This is a genomic window from Rubritalea sp. (genome assembly GCF_051252225.1).
Classification (GTDB): Bacteria; Verrucomicrobiota; Verrucomicrobiia; order Verrucomicrobiales; family Akkermansiaceae; genus Rubritalea.
Window position 1 is genome coordinate 64,288 of sequence record NZ_JBPOGE010000011.1, and the last position, 18,575, is coordinate 82,862.

The 18,575-nt window shown below is 46.8% G+C and carries 14 protein-coding genes; 3 read left to right on the forward strand and 11 right to left on the reverse strand.

All coding sequences use genetic code 11. The annotated features are described in order from the left end of the window. Nucleotides 1–257: 257 nt before the first annotated feature. Nucleotides 258–1,463 (forward strand): sodium/glutamate symporter, encoded by a 1,206-nt coding sequence (gene gltS / locus ACSHX2_RS11110; protein ID WP_435693018.1) that lies wholly within the window; start codon nucleotides 258–260, stop codon nucleotides 1,461–1,463. A gap of 310 nt (nucleotides 1,464–1,773) precedes the next feature. On the opposite strand, the gene ACSHX2_RS11115 is transcribed toward gltS, so the two are convergent. From ACSHX2_RS11115 to ACSHX2_RS11130, 4 genes are all read right to left on the reverse strand, one after another. Beyond that, nucleotides 1,774–3,249, reverse strand: a complete 1,476-nt coding sequence (locus ACSHX2_RS11115; protein WP_435693019.1) for a sulfatase family protein — start codon at nucleotides 3,247–3,249, stop codon at nucleotides 1,774–1,776. 28 nt (nucleotides 3,250–3,277) lie between these two features. Beyond that, nucleotides 3,278–4,771, reverse strand: a complete 1,494-nt coding sequence (locus ACSHX2_RS11120) for a sulfatase (protein ID WP_435693020.1) — start codon at nucleotides 4,769–4,771, stop codon at nucleotides 3,278–3,280. A 143-nt stretch (nucleotides 4,772–4,914) separates the two neighbouring features. After that, nucleotides 4,915–6,945: a hypothetical protein gene (locus tag ACSHX2_RS11125; RefSeq protein ID WP_435693021.1), complete on the reverse strand. Its 2,031-nt coding sequence runs from the start codon at nucleotides 6,943–6,945 to the stop codon at nucleotides 4,915–4,917. A gap of 3 nt (nucleotides 6,946–6,948) precedes the next feature. Then, entirely contained in the window at nucleotides 6,949–7,914 is a 966-nt protein-coding gene (locus ACSHX2_RS11130; RefSeq protein WP_435693022.1) for a ThuA domain-containing protein, read from the reverse strand. Between the two features lie 377 nt (nucleotides 7,915–8,291). Between ACSHX2_RS11130 and ACSHX2_RS11135 the strand changes: the two genes are divergently transcribed. Further along, the gene (locus ACSHX2_RS11135; RefSeq protein WP_435693023.1) at nucleotides 8,292–8,984 is read left to right on the forward strand and encodes a 3-keto-disaccharide hydrolase; all 693 of its coding nucleotides are present in this window, start codon (nucleotides 8,292–8,294) and stop codon (nucleotides 8,982–8,984) included. A gap of 72 nt (nucleotides 8,985–9,056) precedes the next feature. On the opposite strand, the gene lgt is transcribed toward ACSHX2_RS11135, so the two are convergent. Both lgt and ACSHX2_RS11145 read right to left on the reverse strand, forming a co-directional pair. Then, on the reverse strand, nucleotides 9,057–10,136 hold the full coding sequence (lgt, locus tag ACSHX2_RS11140) for a prolipoprotein diacylglyceryl transferase (RefSeq protein WP_435693024.1): 1,080 nt from the start codon (nucleotides 10,134–10,136) through the stop codon (nucleotides 9,057–9,059). A gap of 74 nt (nucleotides 10,137–10,210) precedes the next feature. Beyond that, nucleotides 10,211–11,287 (reverse strand): M42 family metallopeptidase, encoded by a 1,077-nt coding sequence (locus ACSHX2_RS11145; RefSeq protein ID WP_435693025.1) that lies wholly within the window; start codon nucleotides 11,285–11,287, stop codon nucleotides 10,211–10,213. Nucleotides 11,288–11,358: 71 nt separating this feature from the next. Between ACSHX2_RS11145 and ACSHX2_RS11150 the strand changes: the two genes are divergently transcribed. After that, nucleotides 11,359–12,402: a 3-deoxy-7-phosphoheptulonate synthase gene (locus tag ACSHX2_RS11150; protein ID WP_435693026.1), complete on the forward strand. Its 1,044-nt coding sequence runs from the start codon at nucleotides 11,359–11,361 to the stop codon at nucleotides 12,400–12,402. 164 nt (nucleotides 12,403–12,566) lie between these two features. Here ACSHX2_RS11150 and ACSHX2_RS11155 read toward each other — a convergent pair whose 3' ends face one another. The 5 genes from ACSHX2_RS11155 to ACSHX2_RS11175 form a co-directional block, all read right to left on the reverse strand. Next, nucleotides 12,567–13,484: a PDZ domain-containing protein gene (locus ACSHX2_RS11155; protein ID WP_435693027.1), complete on the reverse strand. Its 918-nt coding sequence runs from the start codon at nucleotides 13,482–13,484 to the stop codon at nucleotides 12,567–12,569. Between the two features lie 63 nt (nucleotides 13,485–13,547). Beyond that, nucleotides 13,548–14,093 carry a hypothetical protein gene (locus ACSHX2_RS11160; RefSeq protein WP_435693028.1) on the reverse strand — a complete coding sequence of 182 codons (546 nt, stop codon included), beginning with the start codon at nucleotides 14,091–14,093 and terminating at the stop codon, nucleotides 13,548–13,550. A 21-nt stretch (nucleotides 14,094–14,114) separates the two neighbouring features. Then, complete coding sequence (locus tag ACSHX2_RS11165; protein WP_435693029.1) at nucleotides 14,115–14,708, reverse strand: RNA polymerase sigma factor; 594 nt, start codon at nucleotides 14,706–14,708, stop codon at nucleotides 14,115–14,117. A 95-nt stretch (nucleotides 14,709–14,803) separates the two neighbouring features. Beyond that, on the reverse strand, nucleotides 14,804–17,629 hold the full coding sequence (gene uvrA / locus ACSHX2_RS11170) for an excinuclease ABC subunit UvrA (protein ID WP_435693030.1): 2,826 nt from the start codon (nucleotides 17,627–17,629) through the stop codon (nucleotides 14,804–14,806). A gap of 221 nt (nucleotides 17,630–17,850) precedes the next feature. Then, nucleotides 17,851–18,192, reverse strand: coding sequence for an RNA recognition motif domain-containing protein (locus ACSHX2_RS11175; RefSeq protein ID WP_435693031.1), 342 nt, complete (start codon nucleotides 18,190–18,192; stop codon nucleotides 17,851–17,853). Nucleotides 18,193–18,575: the final 383 nt, after the last annotated feature.

Here is an 18,575-nt window from a genome sequence, read left to right on the forward strand (position 1 = left end):
TTAATCGATCTCGTCAGATACTGGGCGCTGGCGCCAATACGCAGCTAAAACGCTCCCGATGAGACAATGGTGAAATCGCACAAGACCAGGCCACGAGTTCTGCAGAATGTTGTTTTGCCAGTTACGCTTCTAAGCAGTCGCATAGGGATTGGCGTGCTTATTCAGGATTCACTATGTGAGGTCAAGCATCCAGTCCGACTCCCAGAAATCATTTACTTCATCTCCAGAGCTAACCATGTTAGAAAGCAGTTAACAGCATGGACAAACAGCTAATAGAAGTAGGCACCTTCGTAACCTACACACTCGCGATCCTCGTGTTTTTCATCGGTTCCTCACTCACTCAGAGGTTTAAATGTTTGCAGGAATTTAACATTCCAGAGCCAGTCACTGGCGGCATCATTGCATCCACTCTTAGCCTGATCCTTTATCTCTTTTTGGACATAGAACTAAGCTACAATCTCGATTTCCGAGATATTCTTCTCGTCTATTTTTTCACCACTATTGGCATCAATGCTCGCTTCTCAGATCTCAAAGCGGGAGGTAAACCTCTGGTTATTTTAACAGCTCTCACCCTTGGGTATATCTTCATCCAAAACTCTGTAGGAGTAGTGGCAGCTTCAGTAATGGGTCTACCGAAAGCGATGGGAGTTCTCACGGGATCCACCTCACTCATCGGAGGCCACGGCACTGCAATAGCTTGGTCAGGAGAAATCGCCGCTGAGCATGGAATCCCAAATGCTTTAGAAATTGGCGTCGCAGCTGCCACTATTGGATTGATTATGGCAAGTTTGTTAGGCGGTCCAATGTCGCGTTGGTTAATTCACAGTTTTAAAATTAAGGGAAACCCCGAGACAGCACTCACCGTGGGAGTCAGCCACGAGCGTGAGGAGATCGAGCAGATTAACCACATTAGCCTTATGCGCTCTACCTTGGTGATTCACTGCGCGATCATCGGCGGCATCCTACTGGATTCTTGGATCAACCAATATGTCAAACTCCCCCTCTTTGTCTCCTGCCTACTCGTAGCCATATTGATTTCTAGCACAGTTCCACATATTTTTAAGAAAATGCCTTGGCCAGCCCGAACTCGTGGACTCGCAGTCATTTCAGACTTTTCTCTCGGTCTATTCATTGCGATGTCGCTCATGGGAATGCAGCTGTGGACCATTGCTAGTCTCGCGGGGCCATTACTGGGACTATTACTTATCCAAGCAATCTCCACGGTTCTCTTTATTCGATTTATTCTTTTTCCTCTAATGGGCAAAGATTACCAAGCTTCCGTTCTAAGTGCAGGTTTTGCGGGTTTCTCGCTGGGCGCTACACCAACTGCTATCGCCAACATGACTGCGGTCACAAAGACCCATGGACCAGCCCCAATGGCATTCATCATCCTCCCACTTGTTGGCGCATTCTTCGTAGATCTAACGAATGCCTTCATCATTCGTTTTTTCCTCAGCTTATAAATAGAAAACCCCTGTACAGCTACCAAACTGTACAGAGGTAAAGTTGCTATCCCTAGCGTGCTATATTAAAGCTCTATTAAATTAGGCAGTCTCGTGTGTGAGACAAAGGATCCCCATCCATTTTGTTATTACCTAACCGATCTTTAATTAGCGTAAAAGCCATCATAACCTAACAATTTTAAATAGCTACCAATCTCAGCTATTTTTTACCACAAATCGATAAACGAACGATTGGATTTAAACGGCTTACGACATTCAACTAACAGAGAACACTAAGGTTATTTAGTTATTTTTTAGCTCCCTTTTTAGCCTAGTTCCCTTGAAATTTTACAGGCACGTCGTTAGACTGCTTTGCTCCAGAAGTACTACGCCCATTATCAATGTAACTGAGCATTAATTCGTGGAGTTCCTTCACGACCTCAGGATTCTCATTGAAAACGTTCTTTTGCTCAGCAGGGTCGGCATCAAGATCAAACAACTGCCACTTAGGATCGCCTGCTGCAGCTTTTTTGGGGGCACTCCATCCGCCAGATCCGCCGCAGAAGCAAAGCTTCCACTTACCATTACGAATCGCAAAGCTCCCATTAATAGAGTGCATCACAATCGCATCACGATCTCCATTGGATGGATCTTTGAGAGTGTTATAAAATGAGACAGAATCAACACCGTCGGTATCCTTCACCTCCACATCAACGATATCAGCGCAAGTCGCATAAAAGTCGGAAAGTGATGTGATACGATCAGTCGTAGAGCCCGCCTTTACAACCTTTGGCCATAACGCCAGCGTAGGGACTCGATGACCACCTTCATAGATATCAGCCTTAGCTCCACGTAGATCACCATTCACCTTGTGACCCTTTTTAGCCAAATCTTCAATTTCAGCCTTTGGTGAGCAACCATTGTCTGCAGAGAACATAACCAGTGTATTCTCAGCGATTCCATTCTTCTCGAGCGCTTCGAGCACCTGACCCACTACCCAATCAGTCTCCATGAGGAAATCACCATACTTACCTATAGTAGACTTACCTAACCATTCCTCACTAGGGATAATCGGCGTGTGAGGCGAAGTGAGTGGAAGATAGAGGAAAAAGGGCTTCTCATCTTTAGCGTTCTCATTGATGTATTCTACCGATTTCTCCGCAAATACTTTGAGGCATTGATTTGCCTCAAAGTCAGGAGCTGCAGCTCCTTTACGGTGAAATGCCTTAGTAGCAGTGGCATCTTCAATCGCCTTATCATTCTCAATATAGACATACGGAGGCATATCAAGTGAGGCTTGAATGCCGTAGAAGTAATCAAAGCCATTCGATGTCGGTGTCACCGCAGGCTTCATGAAATCTACATCATGGCCCGTTTTTGACTTTGGATCATTCTTCTCTTTAAATTGCCACCCGATTCCCAAATGCCACTTACCCACACATGCGGTGTTGTAGCCATTTTCCTGCAATAAAGACGCAACTGTAGATTCATCCTCCTTAATCAAAGGTTTGTCATGGGGTGAGAAAAACACGGAGCGCTGCAAGCGTGTGCGCCAGTTATAGCGTCCTGTGAGTAGACCATAGCGCGAAGGCGTACACACAGACGATGTTGTGTGTGCATCTGTAAAGCGTAAGCCTTCCTTAGCCATTCTATCTAGCGCAGGGGTCGGAGCCTTTCCTCCCATGTGAGAAACATCGCCGATTCCCATGTCATCCGCAAAAATGAAAATGATATTGGGTTTATCGGTAGCCGCTACCGCCGTGCTAGCGAACGCCAATGAGAGTAATGATATAATCTTATTTTTCATCGAATAACTTTAAGTGATTAGTTGTGATTTATTTATTCAAAATAGAACTTGGTGGGAGTGGTACCGCATTGTGAGTGCGCCACTCACTCAGCTCGGTCAAAAGCTTCTGAGCTACTTCAGGATGGCTCTTTGCTAGATTTTTACTCTCCTTGAGGTCCTTCTCAGTATTGTAGAGCTCTACTTTGCCATCTTTGAGGTATTGGATTAACTTCCACTGGTCTCTACGAACGATCGAACATGGATCATTTTTATACTTACTGGCGATGTGCCAGTAAATCGGACGCTCTTCCAATGGCTTACCATGCATCATAGGCACCAAACTCTCACCATCCAGTACTCCTGAGTAATTATTTACTTCAGCCAGCTCTAAGAAGGTTGGAAAAAGATCTAGACCCTGCACCACGGTCGAATTACGCGAGCCCTCCTTGACGACTTTTGGCCAGTTCACAAGCATTGGAACCCGTAAGCCTCCGTCGTATACATTGCCTTTTGCTCCCTTTAACTGCGTATTCACGCTCTGCATTCCATTAAATCCATTGTCAGAGGTGAAAATGATCACAGTGTCCTCACGTAACCCAGCCTCATCAAGATAGTCGATTATGCGCTTAATGTTATCATCGATCGACTTCACCATCGTCGCGTAGGCTGCGATTTCCTTTTTCTTCTTCTCAGAGCCCATTCCTTGCCCAGTTGCTTTATCACCCTCTTTTTTCAAGAAGTGCTCATACGATTCTTCACTGCGTGGCACCGATGGTCTATGTGGTGCATAATAATGTAAGTTCACGAAAAAGGGCTCCTCTTTGTGGCGCTCCATAAAATCGATTGCATCACTAGTAAGTCGGTCAGTGAGCCATTCATCGTCTTCTTTGTCCTCGATAAATGGATTTTTAAAGGGAGCTATATAGCCGCCTCCAGGAGCATTGTACCCCTTGGCGAAACCACGTGCGGGATCTCCCCACCATGTGCCACCTACATTCTCATCGAATCCACGACCAATCGGGTAGTATTTCGCGATCTCAGGCTTTTTATGTGCATCAAGCCAACTAAGATCCCCATTTGCTGGCTGAGCTAACTTTTTAGCAAAGGGTAAGGACGTTTCCTTATTTGGATAAGGCCCGACAATGTGCCACTTCCCAAGATGAATGGATTTATAACCAGCGTCACCAAGCGGTTTCGCGAATACTGGATGCTCTTCGCCAACAGTCCATTTTGAAAAAACATTATCTTTGCTCGTTCCCTTTTCAAGAACTGGAACGGTATAACAGCCCGTACGAAACGATTGCTGACCGGTGAGAATCGCCGCGCGCGAAGGGGAGCAAGTCGGGTACATAAAGGCATTCTCCAGCACCAAACTCTCTGCCGCCAAGGCATCGAGATTTGGGGTCTCGAAATACTTACTGCCCATAAAGCCGACATCTTGCCAGCCTAAGTCATCTGCTAGGATGAATACAATATTGGGTTGCTTAGCCTGTGCCCAAAGGGAACTTACAGCTAACGCTAAAATGAGTGTCAGTTTTCTCAAGAGATTTGCTTTCCGAGGTTTGTTAGATAATCGCCACTACAGGAGAGTTCCTGTAATCGCTTGCTGTATGTGAAAATTCGCAGCTTCTAGGTTTACTCACCTAATAAGCTGCGAATTGAATAACCTTTTTGGCTGGGTTCGCCTTATTGAAGTGTGAGAATGTAATCCACCATTGCCTCAGCATCTACTTTATTGAAACCAAGCGGAGGCATTGCCCCGTCCTTAAATTTCTTTGGTTTTTCGGCGAGCGGATTCATGATGGCGTTGACGAGGTATTCTCTATCAACCTTCACTTTTACTTCCTTACCGTCGCGAATCACAACCTGTTCACGACCGAGAATCCCTGCAAGATCAGGAGCTCCCCAGCCATTATCCATTTCACGGTGACAAGCACCACAGAGTGACTGGAATTTCAACTCAGCTTGCTCGCGAGCAGTAAGCGCTACGACATCACCAGCACCAGCATCTTTGCCACCTTTTTTCTTCAGTAAGGTGTACCAGAACTCATCAGTGTAGAGCAGTGACTTTCCATCCTTCTTAGGATCCATCTTGACGTGAACTACCCAGCCCATGTTTGCGCTGCTTTTTGAGCCATTCTTGACCACGTACTGTGGGCTAGCGTCTTTGAGGCCGTTAATATAAATGCGTAGTCTTTTACCGCTCTCATCAAACTCCATCTTGTTCGGCTTGATTTTCACTTTACCCACTGGAGCTCCACCATAGGACTTGGTAGATTGATAAGTCCAAGTATCGACGGCAATATCTTCAAGCTTAATGGAATCCTTTGGAATCGGCTTAAGGAACTCGATGATGAATCCACCATCAGCGACTTTCACCGTCAAAATCTCATTGAAATCCGCAGGGACTTCCTCAGAGGACTTCACACGGAAACGCTGAAGGCCAGTAGTGCTACCATTAAACTCCCAGAGTCTTCCTGCACCGATCTGCCCAACATAATAATTCCCATCAGGACCAACTTCGATTCTGTTTGGCCCACCAGTGAAGCCATTGGCTCCCTTTTTATCCGCTTTACCTCCAGAATGTTTGAACGCTACGCCCTGCCAAACACCGTCCACTTCTTCAGTGAAGACTCGGAGTACGCGACCCATAGTAAATTCACAGAGTAGAATCTGCCCATTATAAGGAGCAAGCAAGCCCTTACGGTCACGAATCACATGCGGCTGCGCAGGAGATCTAGCCGCCTCATTCTGAGGCAAATGCACCGTCGGAGGCGTACTGAAATTCACATCGCCATTTTCAGCTTCCACGTCTGCAGGCTGAAAGGCTGCCGCCTTACCTCCATCTGTATTGTAGAGATAGTGACCATAAAAAGAACCAGGCTTGATGCGAATCAACTTGTTAGATGGATTGAAAATCCCCTGATTATCTGCCACGTAAGATTCATTATCAGGACCCACTTCAACTCCGTTTGGTGTACGGAAACCACCTGCAAGATACTGAAGTCCTACTGTTTTAGGATCTTCAGACCCCGTGAGCGGACCGAAAATAAACTGTGACCCACGGTGCACTGCTGGGTTTGGAGGAATCATCTTATCGCGCTTACCTCCCAGCTGAATAGCTGTCGTAAAGTTACCGCAGAGATACTGTTTACCATCCTTCACATAAGGCTCAAACCCTATGGTGTATGTGTGAAAGTTAATCGTAGACGTTCCATCCACGATCACCGTTGCATCTTTAAGGTTTAAAGAATTCTTCTTCACTCCACCATCAAAACGGATGATGCGGGTTTTCTCGCCCACATAAATACTGTCACCAACTATTCCTACAGAACATGGTTCGTAGAGACCATCAGCGAGGACAGTAATTTTGATCTGCTCACCACCAGTTCCAGCTTTTGCTATATTATCAACGCGAAGTAGTTTCCCATTGTGATCAGGTTCCTTATTCGTCCTGTCAGGAGCAAAACTAGCTACATAAAGAGCACCTTCATGGAAGCACATGCCTCCAATTTTCAGTTCTTCCCCACCAAGCACATCGAGGTCTTCCAGCGCAAAAAATGGATGCACAGAATCCTGGGCGACATGTGGCATCGCAGGTGCTGGCTTAGGCCCTTTTTTCTTTTTCTTCTTGGATTGGTCTGCTGCCGTAGCTGTGACTGTAGAAAGGCAGAGTGCCGCGCCTAATCCAAAAGTAATCGACTTAAAATAATTCATAATCTAGAGAGAAATTTGTTTGAAACCCTTCTTACGTTGATCGAGGTTTAGGTTAATCTCTTCTTCTGTGATCGAAGGGCTTTCTACACCTTCCGCTGGCACAGGAAGCTGCGCACACCATATGATACCATTGAGCACTTGCTTACGGAATTCATCATGTGCCCAGTTCTTATGGTAATGAGCTCCAGTGACACCGACACCGCGGCCGCCATCTGTACTTTCTTTCGCCCAGAACACAGTAAGAACAGAATCGTCCTCCGATCCCTTGAGTAATTTCTGTACCTTCTTCACCTTGGCTAAATCCTTCTTCTCGCCACGCATGACGGAGTAGACCTCTCCACTCTGAACTAAGTCATCAGCTCCAAGAATAACCTCCTTCTCGAAATCGATATTAAAATACCATTCGTCGTGCGAAGTATAGCTCTCAACTCCATTGTTAATAGGGTGTTTGTCGAGTGTACTAGTCAGAGTCCAGTGTGGGTTCGCTGACACTTTATCTTTATAGACACCACCAGTCCACGACTTCAGTGAGCCATTCACACTAGTATCCGGGTCGACTGCATAGTGAATAAACATTTGCCCAACACCCTTTTTCGCGAGTGCATCAAAAAAGGCTGCATTCTCATTCACAAAATGTGTCTTATTCCCCTTATAGTAATGAATAATCGCATCTGCTCCATCAAAGACAGATGTGTCCTCTGGCCAGTTATTGACGATCTCAATATCAAGCTGGTCTTTCATCTCTCCAGCCTTGAGTGATTTCTCCAGCAATTTTGCTCCAGCCAAAAACTCGTGCGTCCCACTCGCATGGTTGAGATCATCTCCTACGAGAAAGACGATACGCTTTTTACCATCGTCTGAGTTAGCTGCTTTACTTTCATCTCCTGAACCTTGCGTGAGGTTCACTAACCCTATGCTCCCGAGGCCTAAGGCGACAACTAATGGAATCTGTTTTGCGTTAATTTTCATGTGGTGAATTTTCTGGCTCAATCTTAAAGAGCTTTGTCTTTCGGTCGACAATTTTATTTGTTCAATAATTGGCCGTCCCTTTCATACTATCTCAACCAAGGAAATGTTACATCCTAGTAGGAAAATATCCATTTTTAGGCGGCTCCATAACAAAACTACTGAGCTGCTGAATAACCTAAAAACTATTTGTGTCAGAATTTCACTTTGCCATCGTATAGTACCAACAGAATAAAATAATCCATCACTAGGCTAACGATGTAGCTTGGCCTATACCCCACCAAATCAACCTCAAAAAAATGATGCTTAAAAAAACGACCTGCTTAGCCATGCTCAGCACTGCATGCATAACTTTCGCCAGCGAGCCCTCACTAAAAAATATGGAGCCCTCTGCTGAAGCGGTCTCCATTACCGAAGAAAACTCCTTCAATGGCTGGGTTCTGTCAGATGCCGACAAGCCGTGGTGGAAAATCAAAGACGGGATTATTACTGGTGGCAGCCTTGAAAAACCAGTCCCCCTCAATACTTGGCTAATTCTTGAGGAAGAATACGAAAATTTCGAACTCACCTTCCAAATTAAATTCACTGGCAGTGAGGATAAGGAACAGAAAAACTCCGGCGTTCAAGTCCGTAGCCACTACGATGGCAAGCACATGATCGGCTACCAAGTCGACGCCGGCCCATCCCACCCACAGAGAGTCATCAATGACGGTCTCGGCTACTGGGGCGACATTTTTGACGAAGGTCGCCGCCGCAAACTCGTCACCGCCATCAACCAGACAGAACTTAAGGCAAGCATCAAGCAATGGGACGACTGGAACTCCTATAAAATCGTTTGTGATGGAAGAACGATCAAAACGTGGATCAACGGCATTCTAGCTCAAGATTTCACCGAGCCTGACCCCAAAGTGCCTGCTAACGGTATCATCGCACTTCAAGCTCACAAGGGTGGTAAATTTCTTGTTCAATTCAAGAACATGAAAATCAAAGAACTCCCCGCCACAGAAGGATCCACGAAGTGGGGAGATCCTGACATGAGTAACGGCGGGGTTAAGAAGAAAAAAAGAAAATAGAACCTCTTTCTCTAAGTACTCTTTCAAAAGGGCTGGGTGACACACTCAGCCTTTTTCATTTCCCTTCATCAACTAAGAAGTTTTCAATAGAGTACCACTCTTTAAGCAAGCCTTTGCTTTCACAATAAACCCAAGGCCGATGACTATCATGAAGGTAGAAAGAAACTGACCCATCGTCATTTCGACTCCAGCGAACATAACCGTGTCAGCGTCTGGTTCACGGAAGTGTTCCATGCTAATTCGGAAAATAGCATAGAAAATGAAGAACAAGCCTGTGAGTACACCATAGGCTAGCTTAGGAAATTTTAAGCGTACGATAAACAAGATCAAAAAGAGAGCCAGTCCTTCCATCGCAGCTTGAAAAAGTTGAGAAGGGTAACGAGGCTCCAGAAAAGTGGCCACTGCGTCCTTTACTTCAGCGTTCTCTCGAATGGCTGAATTCAGCTCATCAACACGTAGATGATCAAGTTCGACATATTCTAGAAACTCCGGAGAGCCCTCAGGACTTTGTCCTGTTTGAAAATCATAACGCGCTTGATTCCAGCTCTCCCAGTATTGCGTGTACTCACCGCCCTTATCGGCTCTAGCCGCTGCAGCCATAGCTTCGTAACGGTTATCGTACTCGACTACTTTAGGGTCCCACAAAGCATTGGGGAATTTCATAGCCCACGCGAAAGAGGAATCAGCTCGGCCATACAGCTCGCCATTAATAAAATTCGCCAGCCGCCCAAACATAATGCCCAAGGGAGCCACCACGCAGAGACCATCGCCCAAGCCGGTCCAAGAAACCTTCTTCTTTCGCGCATAAAAGAAAGTGAAAATCATCAAGCCAAGAATGCCGCCATGGCTAGCCATGCCTCCCTCCCAAACGCGAAACAGCATCAATGGATCCTGCAAAAATGCCTCACGTTGATAAATCAGTACACTACCGATACGACCGCCAAGAAAGACACCGAAGAAAGCACAGTACGCAATGAAGTCTCCAGCCACGTTGCCTGGCAGTACCCACAGCTTTTTATTACCCATCCAACGGAGCAATAAATAGCCCACGATGAAGGCTAATAAATAGGCAAAGCCGTACCAACGGAGCTTGATAGATTCCGTGATCTCGAAGATCACGGGGTTGAGGTCATGAACGTATATCGCGAGCACGGCAAATAGCTGACATATTCCCTCTACACTGTCCAGCAAGCATGCTGACCAAACTCGCCCTCAAGTGCTCCCTGCTACAAATACCGAGTCAACTTAGCAACAGTTTCGGCATCGAGCTTCCTCACGAGAGCCTTGGCTAACTTCACCATCTCTAAATAGTCGTTGAGATCAATCATCGCATTATGTGAGTGAATGTATCGCGCTGGGGTGCCTAACACTATCGCAGGTATTCCCTCGTTTGCTTGATGAAAACTTCCAGCATCTGTTCCTCCACTACTACGCATGGTCACTTGATAACGAATCCCCTCTTCCTCAGCGGTAGCAATGACTAACTCAACCAGCTTCGGATTCATAATAGCCGTCGGGTCTTGCATGCGAATTTGCACTCCTCCCCCCAATTTCCCTTGGCATTCGCTCTTTGGAAATCCCGGAGAGTCGTCAGCAGGAGGACCTTCTAACACGATGGCTACATCTGGAGATACTTTTGCTGCAGCCACCTTGGCTCCTCGTAAACCGACTTCTTCCTGCACGGTCCCGCAGCTCACTAAAGTATTCGGCAGTTCCTCACCTAAAAGCTCCAACGCTGTCTGAATAGCACAAGCCATCCCCACTCGATTATCAAAAGCCTTGGCTAAATAATAATCCCGTTTCGCCATTGGAGTAAATGCGCTCACTGGAGCAATCGGATCACCAATATTCACACCAAGTCCAGCCTCAACCTCCGCGCGGCTCTCAGCACCTATATCAATAAAGAGTGCGTCCATTGCCATGACTTTACTCCTTTGAGAATCAGGCAAAAAATGGGGTGGTCTGCTAGAGATGACTCCAAGGATTTTCTCACCGCTCTGAGTCTTCACCTCCACACGCTGACTCAGTAGAGTGTGCGCCCACCAACCGCCAACTGGCAAAAATTTCAAAAACCCATCTAGGCTGATACTCTGCACTCGAAAACCAACCTCATCCATGTGACCCGCCAGAAGAACCTTTGGCCCAACTCCACGCTCGCAATAGACTCCCCCCATCTTATCAGTACTCAGCTGACCCGCTCCGGAGAGCTCTTCCACAAATATATCCCGGACTTCATCTTCGTAGCCAGGAACACTGTGTGCCTCAGTCAGCTGCTTTAGCAGAGATATCGCCTTGTCTTTCATTGAAAAAAGACTAAGCAAGCGAACACGTTTCTGTAAATACTCGAACGTCACACCATCACAATACACAGATCATGACTCAGGTACGCGATATCCACGTCACTAAAAACATCCCGCTCCCTACACCAGTCAGCCTAATGGCTGAAATTGAACGTACTGATGAGCAAGCCACATTTATCGCGGAATCTCGCAAGACGATCCGCAATATTCTCGAAGGTCAGGACGAGCGATTTCTACTCATCGTGGGACCATGCTCTATCCACGACACCAAGGCTGGGCTCGAATATGCTCAAAAGCTTGCGAAGCTCGCGGAAGAAGTAAAAGACAAGGTCTACATCGTCATGCGTGTCTATTTCGAGAAACCTCGTACGACTGTCGGCTGGAAAGGCCTCATCATGGATCCACATCTCGATGGTTCTGACGATATCTCTGAAGGACTCCGCCAAGCGCGCACATTCCTTCGCCAGATCATCGACACAGGCCTCCCAACAGCGACTGAGCTCCTAGATCCTATCACGCCGCAGTACATTGCAGACCTCATCTCTTGGTCAGCTATCGGTGCGCGCACCACAGAATCTCAGACCCACCGCCAAATGGCATCAGGTCTCTCCATGCCTCTAGGTTTCAAGAACAGCACCGCTGGTGACCTCGTGGCAGCAGTGAATGCGATCAGCGCAGCTGGCCGCTCACAAACATTTCTTGGAGTTGCGGACACAGGCATGGCTTCGGCTGTGACCACTTCAGGTAACCCCGACTGCCACATTATTCTCCGCGGTGGAGAAAATGGTCCAAACTATGGGGCTGACGATATCGCCAGCGCCATTGAAAAGCTTCAAGCCAGCAATGTTAGCGACGCGATCATGGTAGATGCCTCACACGCTAACTGCGGTAAGGACGACACTAAGATGCCAGCTGTCTATCGCGAGATCATCCGTCAGCGCGCAGCCGGCAATAAGAGAATCGTAGGCGCTATGCTCGAATCTCATCTCGTTGCAGGAAATCAGAAGTTCCCTCAGCCTCTCGAAGACCTCGTACACGGCAAATCAATCACGGATAAGTGTATCGACTTCGAAACCACTGCCGAGCTTGTTAACGAAACAGTTTCCGCACTGAGCTAGTTCAGCTCATTTCATAAATACCCTGACCCCCAGGTATTTGGTCAGTTTCTTTTACGCAAACAGCCGCCCCGGTTTTACCCGTGGCGGCTGTCCTGCACTATGAAATAACGACATTGTTAATGGTAGTGCATTCTACCTACTACATGTGTTCCTAACAAATTTATCTATCTGCCAAAGTTAAGCTTCAGCCCGCCTCCTTGGGCTTGCTGGCCAATACTTATCGCTTCGATACGTGATCGAATATCAGCTGGCACAGCCTTCTTGTCCCCATCAGTCTCGTATGGACCAGCGTATAAAATTTTACCGGCACGGTCTTTGACCTCGACTTGTTTCCCTTCTTTTTCATTCAGAGTAAGCCGGATACTCCCCTCATTATCCATCATCGTGAATGTACCACTATAATTACTGTGGCTCTTCATGCGAACATTGTTGGGGTCTACCTGCATTTGCTGGTGATGCAGCTGCTGAAGATCTTCAAACTGTGCATCCATTTGTGAAAAGTGTTGCTGCATTTGCTTCATCTGTTGCTGCATCATTTCCTCAATTCGAAAACGATCATTTGCTGGCAAATGCTGAAATGCTGGCGGCAAAGCACTTTGGTGAGAAGCCGCTGGCGGAGCTGTTTGCTCAGGTACAGAGGAAATAGAAGGTAAGTGCGCTGGTCGCGCATCGAGCGTCACTTTCTTCAGCTCTTTCTTACCTCCAGCGAACACTTCTACATCTAACACATCCGCTACTTTTGCAGACTGCATAGCCTGACGCAGGTCGGTCATGTCCTTGATCGGTAAGTCACCAATCTTTGTGATAACATCAAACTTTTTGATACCCGATTTAGCGGCAGAACCTTCTGGAGAAACCAGCTCGATAGTAATACCGTAGTCAATCCCTAGCTGTGCACCGAGTGCTTCATCCACAGGCTGTCCCGCTACACCAAGCCAAGCCTTCTGCTCTACTTCCACTGGAGATGGTAATGGTGCGGGCTTACCCTTTGGCTCTTGAATAGGGGTGAGACGCTCGATCGCGAAACTATTTCCGCTTAACACGATTGCAACAAGGCTCGTAACACTGAGAATATTTTTCATAGAAAGTAATCAATCTAACTAACTGGCTTCTGAATCATAAGCGCTTCTACCCATAAATTTTGTCTAATGAATTTCTACAGGAACTGCATAATATTCATGACGAGGCTGCTTCACTTTGTAAACCTTCCCATCACGCCCAGTGACCGTCACTTCATCCTCGAACTCTACTTGCATAATGCGCATAGGCCGTCCTTTCGCGTCGTAGCTAATCACATCATCTGATGCAGATTTCACCTGAGTCTGGAATTGCGTATTACTCGCTGGAACAACACCCGAGATCGCCATAGGAGGTACTACTTCGGTGATAGGCTGAGGAATCTCAATATTCTCAGCAAGCTGAGTTTGCTCACCAGCACCACCACTGAATACGACAAATGATGTTGTAGCTATAAGCGCGACTGCCGCAGCAGAGGCCCAAACATTAAATAATTTCAATCGACCTTTCTCTGGCACGACAGAACTAAAAGGAACAATTTTCTCTTCAGCCGGGAGATATTCCTGCCAGCTATCCATAGCTTGCTCCATACGCGCAAGAATATCGTCAGGCATTTCAGCTGGTGAAAGCTGCTCTAACTGCTTCTCTATCGCTCGTAGTTCGTCGTCCATCATTCTATATATTTGGTTCTTAGATTAGAGAGAAAGGTTCCCCTCATTTCGGATTTGTGCAAGTTGCTTACGCAGAGCTTCCAGTCCATACCGGTAGCGAGATGCCGCTGTATTCTGTGAGATATCAAGCGCTTCGCCAATTTCAGCGAAGGTCTTTTCACCCCATATTTTCATCACGATCACCTCTGAAAATTTCTTAGGTAACTCTTTGATCCCTTGCTCGATAAAGGCGCCCGATTCATCATCCGCTGCCTCACTATCAAACCATGGGTCCACTTTGCCACCTGTTTCGTGCTGACGCTCCATCTCTACTTTTTCCTCACGCCTGCCACGTCGATCTTCCTTTCGGCCAAGGTCGATCGCGCACCGGCGAATAGCTGTGTAAAGATACGGAAGCCATGCTGCCTGTCCGCCATCGAAAGTTCCCTCACTCACTTTACGGGCTAACTTCACAAGGGCATCTTGGAGTACGTCTTCTGCGTCTGCTTGAGATCGAGTCTGCTGACGAGCAAACAACAACAGCTTGGAACCATGCTCTTTGAGCCAGGCTCCCCAAGTCACTTCCTGTGGCTGGGCTATTACTGTCGCGGTCGTCATTGATTTTTGATCTTCTTCCATATGAGCGTCTCCCGTCTCAACTCTTGTTCATTTCTTTATAAAAAAAGAGCACAAATTTAAAAAAATGCACCCTCCTGAGTTCTTTCTGAATATTCTTAAGCATTCTTGAGGCATTGCCCAGTGAGCGATTCACCTACTTCTGAAATCACTGCTGGCGAACCTTCAGCCACTACTTTACCGCCATACTTCCCACCTCCGGGCCCCAAATCAATCACCCAATCAGATCTTCGAATGACCTCCAAATGATGCTCCACTATGATCAAAGAATTCCCCTCATCACGTAAGCGTTCAAGCACCCCGATCAACACATCCACATCCTGAAAATGGAGACCCGTAGTTGGCTCGTCTAATAGATAAAGAGCGTTCCCATCGCTTTTCTTAGCAAGCTCCGTTGCTAGTTTCACTCGCTGAGCCTCTCCTCCACTCAGGGTATTGGCCGCTTGCCCCAATTGAATGTAACCAAGCCCTACATCACAGAGAGATTTCAAAATAACTTCAAGCTTAGGCACTGCCAAAAAAAAGGTGTGCGCTTCAGCCGCTGTCATCTCCAAGACATCAGCAATACTCTTCCCCTTATAAGTTATTTCCAGAGTCTCTCGGTTATAGCGATGCCCATGACACGAGTCACAGGATACATAGACATCACTCAGGAAATGCATATCGATCTTAATTTTTCCATCACCTTGGCAACGTTCACAACGCCCTCCACGGACATTGAAACTAAATCTCCCAGTTTTATAGCCACGCTGCCGAGACAAAGGGAGCTGCGCAAATAAACTACGGACATGGTCCAGAGTTCCCGTGTAAGTTGCAGGGTTCGACCGCGGACTTTTCCCCAGAGGACTCTGATCCACTACGATAACCCGGTCGACCAAATCCATACCGTCGACTCTATCATGCTTCCCCGGAACTGCTTTCGCCTTATGAAAATGACGAGCTAGTGCACGCTTAAGAATTGTATTCGTCAATGTCGACTTCCCACTCCCGCTCGCTCCAGTGACTGAAACAATTTTCCCAAGGGGAAAAGACACATCAATATTTTGTAAATTGTGTTCACACGCTCCCACCACTTTGAGCTCACCACGATCTACGTGCCTTCCTACACTCAGAGGAGCTGGCGAACTCTTCAGCCACGCTCCCGTAGGAGAACCTTTACTTTCCATTAGCTGGTTCAGAGACCCCTCAGCTAAGATGTATCCACCTTTCACTCCTGCCACAGGCCCTATATCAATCACCCAATCTGCTTCACGGATCGTTTCCTCATCGTGCTCCACGACAACGACAGTATTGCCCAGGTCACGCAAACGCTTCAGCGCACCGATCAAGCGTATATTATCAGACTGATGAAGCCCAATACTCGGTTCGTCTAACACATAGACAACACCCGCCAAGCCAGCACCAATCTGAGTAGCTAAGCGGATCCTCTGCGACTCACCGCCAGACAATGTCCCGCTTTTCCGATCAAGAGATAAATAACTTAACCCTACTTCATTTAAAAAACTTAACCTCTTTTTTACTTCACCTAATAAGCTTTGGGCGACTTCACCCTTCTCGACAGGGTATTGAATCGAATCGATCCAGCACAAACAATCCTCTACCGATAACTCACAAAACTCTTGGATACCCAGTGCTTTATTAGAGCTGTCTAGTTTCACTGAGAGAATTTGCGGTTTCAGCCTTTGGCCATGACAAGCTGAACAACTCTGATTTGCCATATACTTGCCCATACTCCGCTTCACTCCATCGCTCGTAGTCTCAGCATAAAGTCGTTCAATGGTGTTCACCAAACCCTCAAACTCTTTTAACCATGGAAGCACCTCTCCATCTCGCTCCCATAGCATAGTGATTTTCTCTTCCCCTAATCCGTAAAATAAAGCGTTCTTGAACTCCTTAGACAATTTATCAAATGGCTTGTTTGCATCCACCTTGAAATGCTTCACCACAGCATCCACCTGTCTCTCCATCCATCCTTTTTTCTTCTTCGTTCCTCCCCATAAATTTAGAGCACCATCAGAAATACTCTTCTTACAATCAGGCACTAATAAAGTCGTGTCGCAAAACACCCGCGTACCAAGACCGTGGCATTCCTCACACGCACCTTTGTGAGAATTGAATGAGAAATCTTGTGGAGTCAGAGCTCCAATTTCAAATCCAGTCGACTTGTTACGATAACTCGTCGAAAAGCTCACCTCATCCCACTGCTCCACCTCAGGCTCATTAATCAGACAGCGTGCTTCTTGTCCGCAAATTCGCAAACTCGTTTCCACACTATCAGCCAAACGGCTCTCCATCCCCTCGCGCACGACCAAACGATCCACTACGACCTCCACACTTTCTACTACCTCAGGCCAACGCTCCAAAGCTTCCTCAACCTCTAATAGTTCTCCATTAACTCTCACTCTTACAAAGCCTTGCCTCTGCAAGTCTCCCAGAAGACGTTCTACATCAGAAGTCTCCGCTAGCGGAACAGGTGCCAGCATAATCAGCTTGGTTCTCTCCGGGCGCGCCAAAAGTCGCTCAACGATATCAGCTGAAGACATTCTCTCTAGACGCTCCCCAGTCCCTGGATCATGCGGTACTCCTACGGCTGCATACAAAACTCGTAAGTAATCATAGATCTCGGTAGCTGTCGCTATCGTAGAACGGGGGTTACCTCCTCCCGCTTTTTGATCAATGGCGATTGCAGGACTTAAGCCTTCGATACTATCAACATCAGGCTTCTCTAGCTGCTCTAAAAACTGACGTGCATACGCTGATAAACTCTCCACATAACGACGCTGCCCCTCTGCATATAAAGTATGGAAAGCTAAACTCGACTTCCCACTTCCACTGGGACCAGTGATCACCACTAGCTTTCCGCGTGGAATATCAACATCCACACTCTTTAAATTATGCTGCCGTGCTCCCCGTATCTTTATCATATCCACGACTAACAAATAACATCCATAACGCCCAAATTACCAGCCCAAGCGTAGAATCAAGGATGCTCCTGACGATGAACGGGCAACAACTCCAGCCAAGTCCAACAATCTACCCATCCACCATCAACTTGAGCGATACGGGCACAACAAAAAAGCACAGCTTTCGCTGCGCTTTTAAAAAATTGGTAGTAGCGTGAAACGTAAGTTTCACACTTAATAACTTACCAACGGCCTCTGCCGCCGCCGCCATTGCGGTCACGATCGCCGCCACCACCACCGCGTGGTCCACCACCACCGCCACCAGAGCGGTTGTCTCTTGGCTCACGAGGGCGTGCCTCGTTAACTTTCATGCTGCGTCCATCAAGCTCAACGCCGTCGAGTTGCTTGATAGCTTCTTGTCCAGCTGTTTCGTCGTCCATTTCAACAAAGCCGAAACCCTTTGAGCGACCAGTTTCGCGATCTTCAATGATCAGAGCTTTTGAGACAGTTCCAAATTGTGCAAACATCTCTCTTACTTCCTGATCAGTAACCTGATAGGACAAATTTCCTACGTATATATTCATATTCTTAATAATTCTGGCAATGTGCAAATCACAAGGCCAACTACATCAATACCAATACCAACTAATTTATCAATAGCTAGATAAAACTGAAATAATTTCAATTTAATGTTGACCGCCCCAATTGAAGCTCCACTGGAAACACGTAAACCACTCTAAATAAGTTTGATACAAACCTTTCAATCACAACTCACAACGAGACCTAACAGAACCAACCTTCGAATATCTCACGTATTAGCCTTTAAACCTTCATCAACCTCGCTCTTTTTGAGCTAGAATTTCAAACCCATAATTCTTCTAGATTCACTATATCCGGGCACAAAAAAAGCCCGCTTCCAGCGTTAGCTAGAAGCGGGCATATAACCTGGCGACGACCTACTCTCACA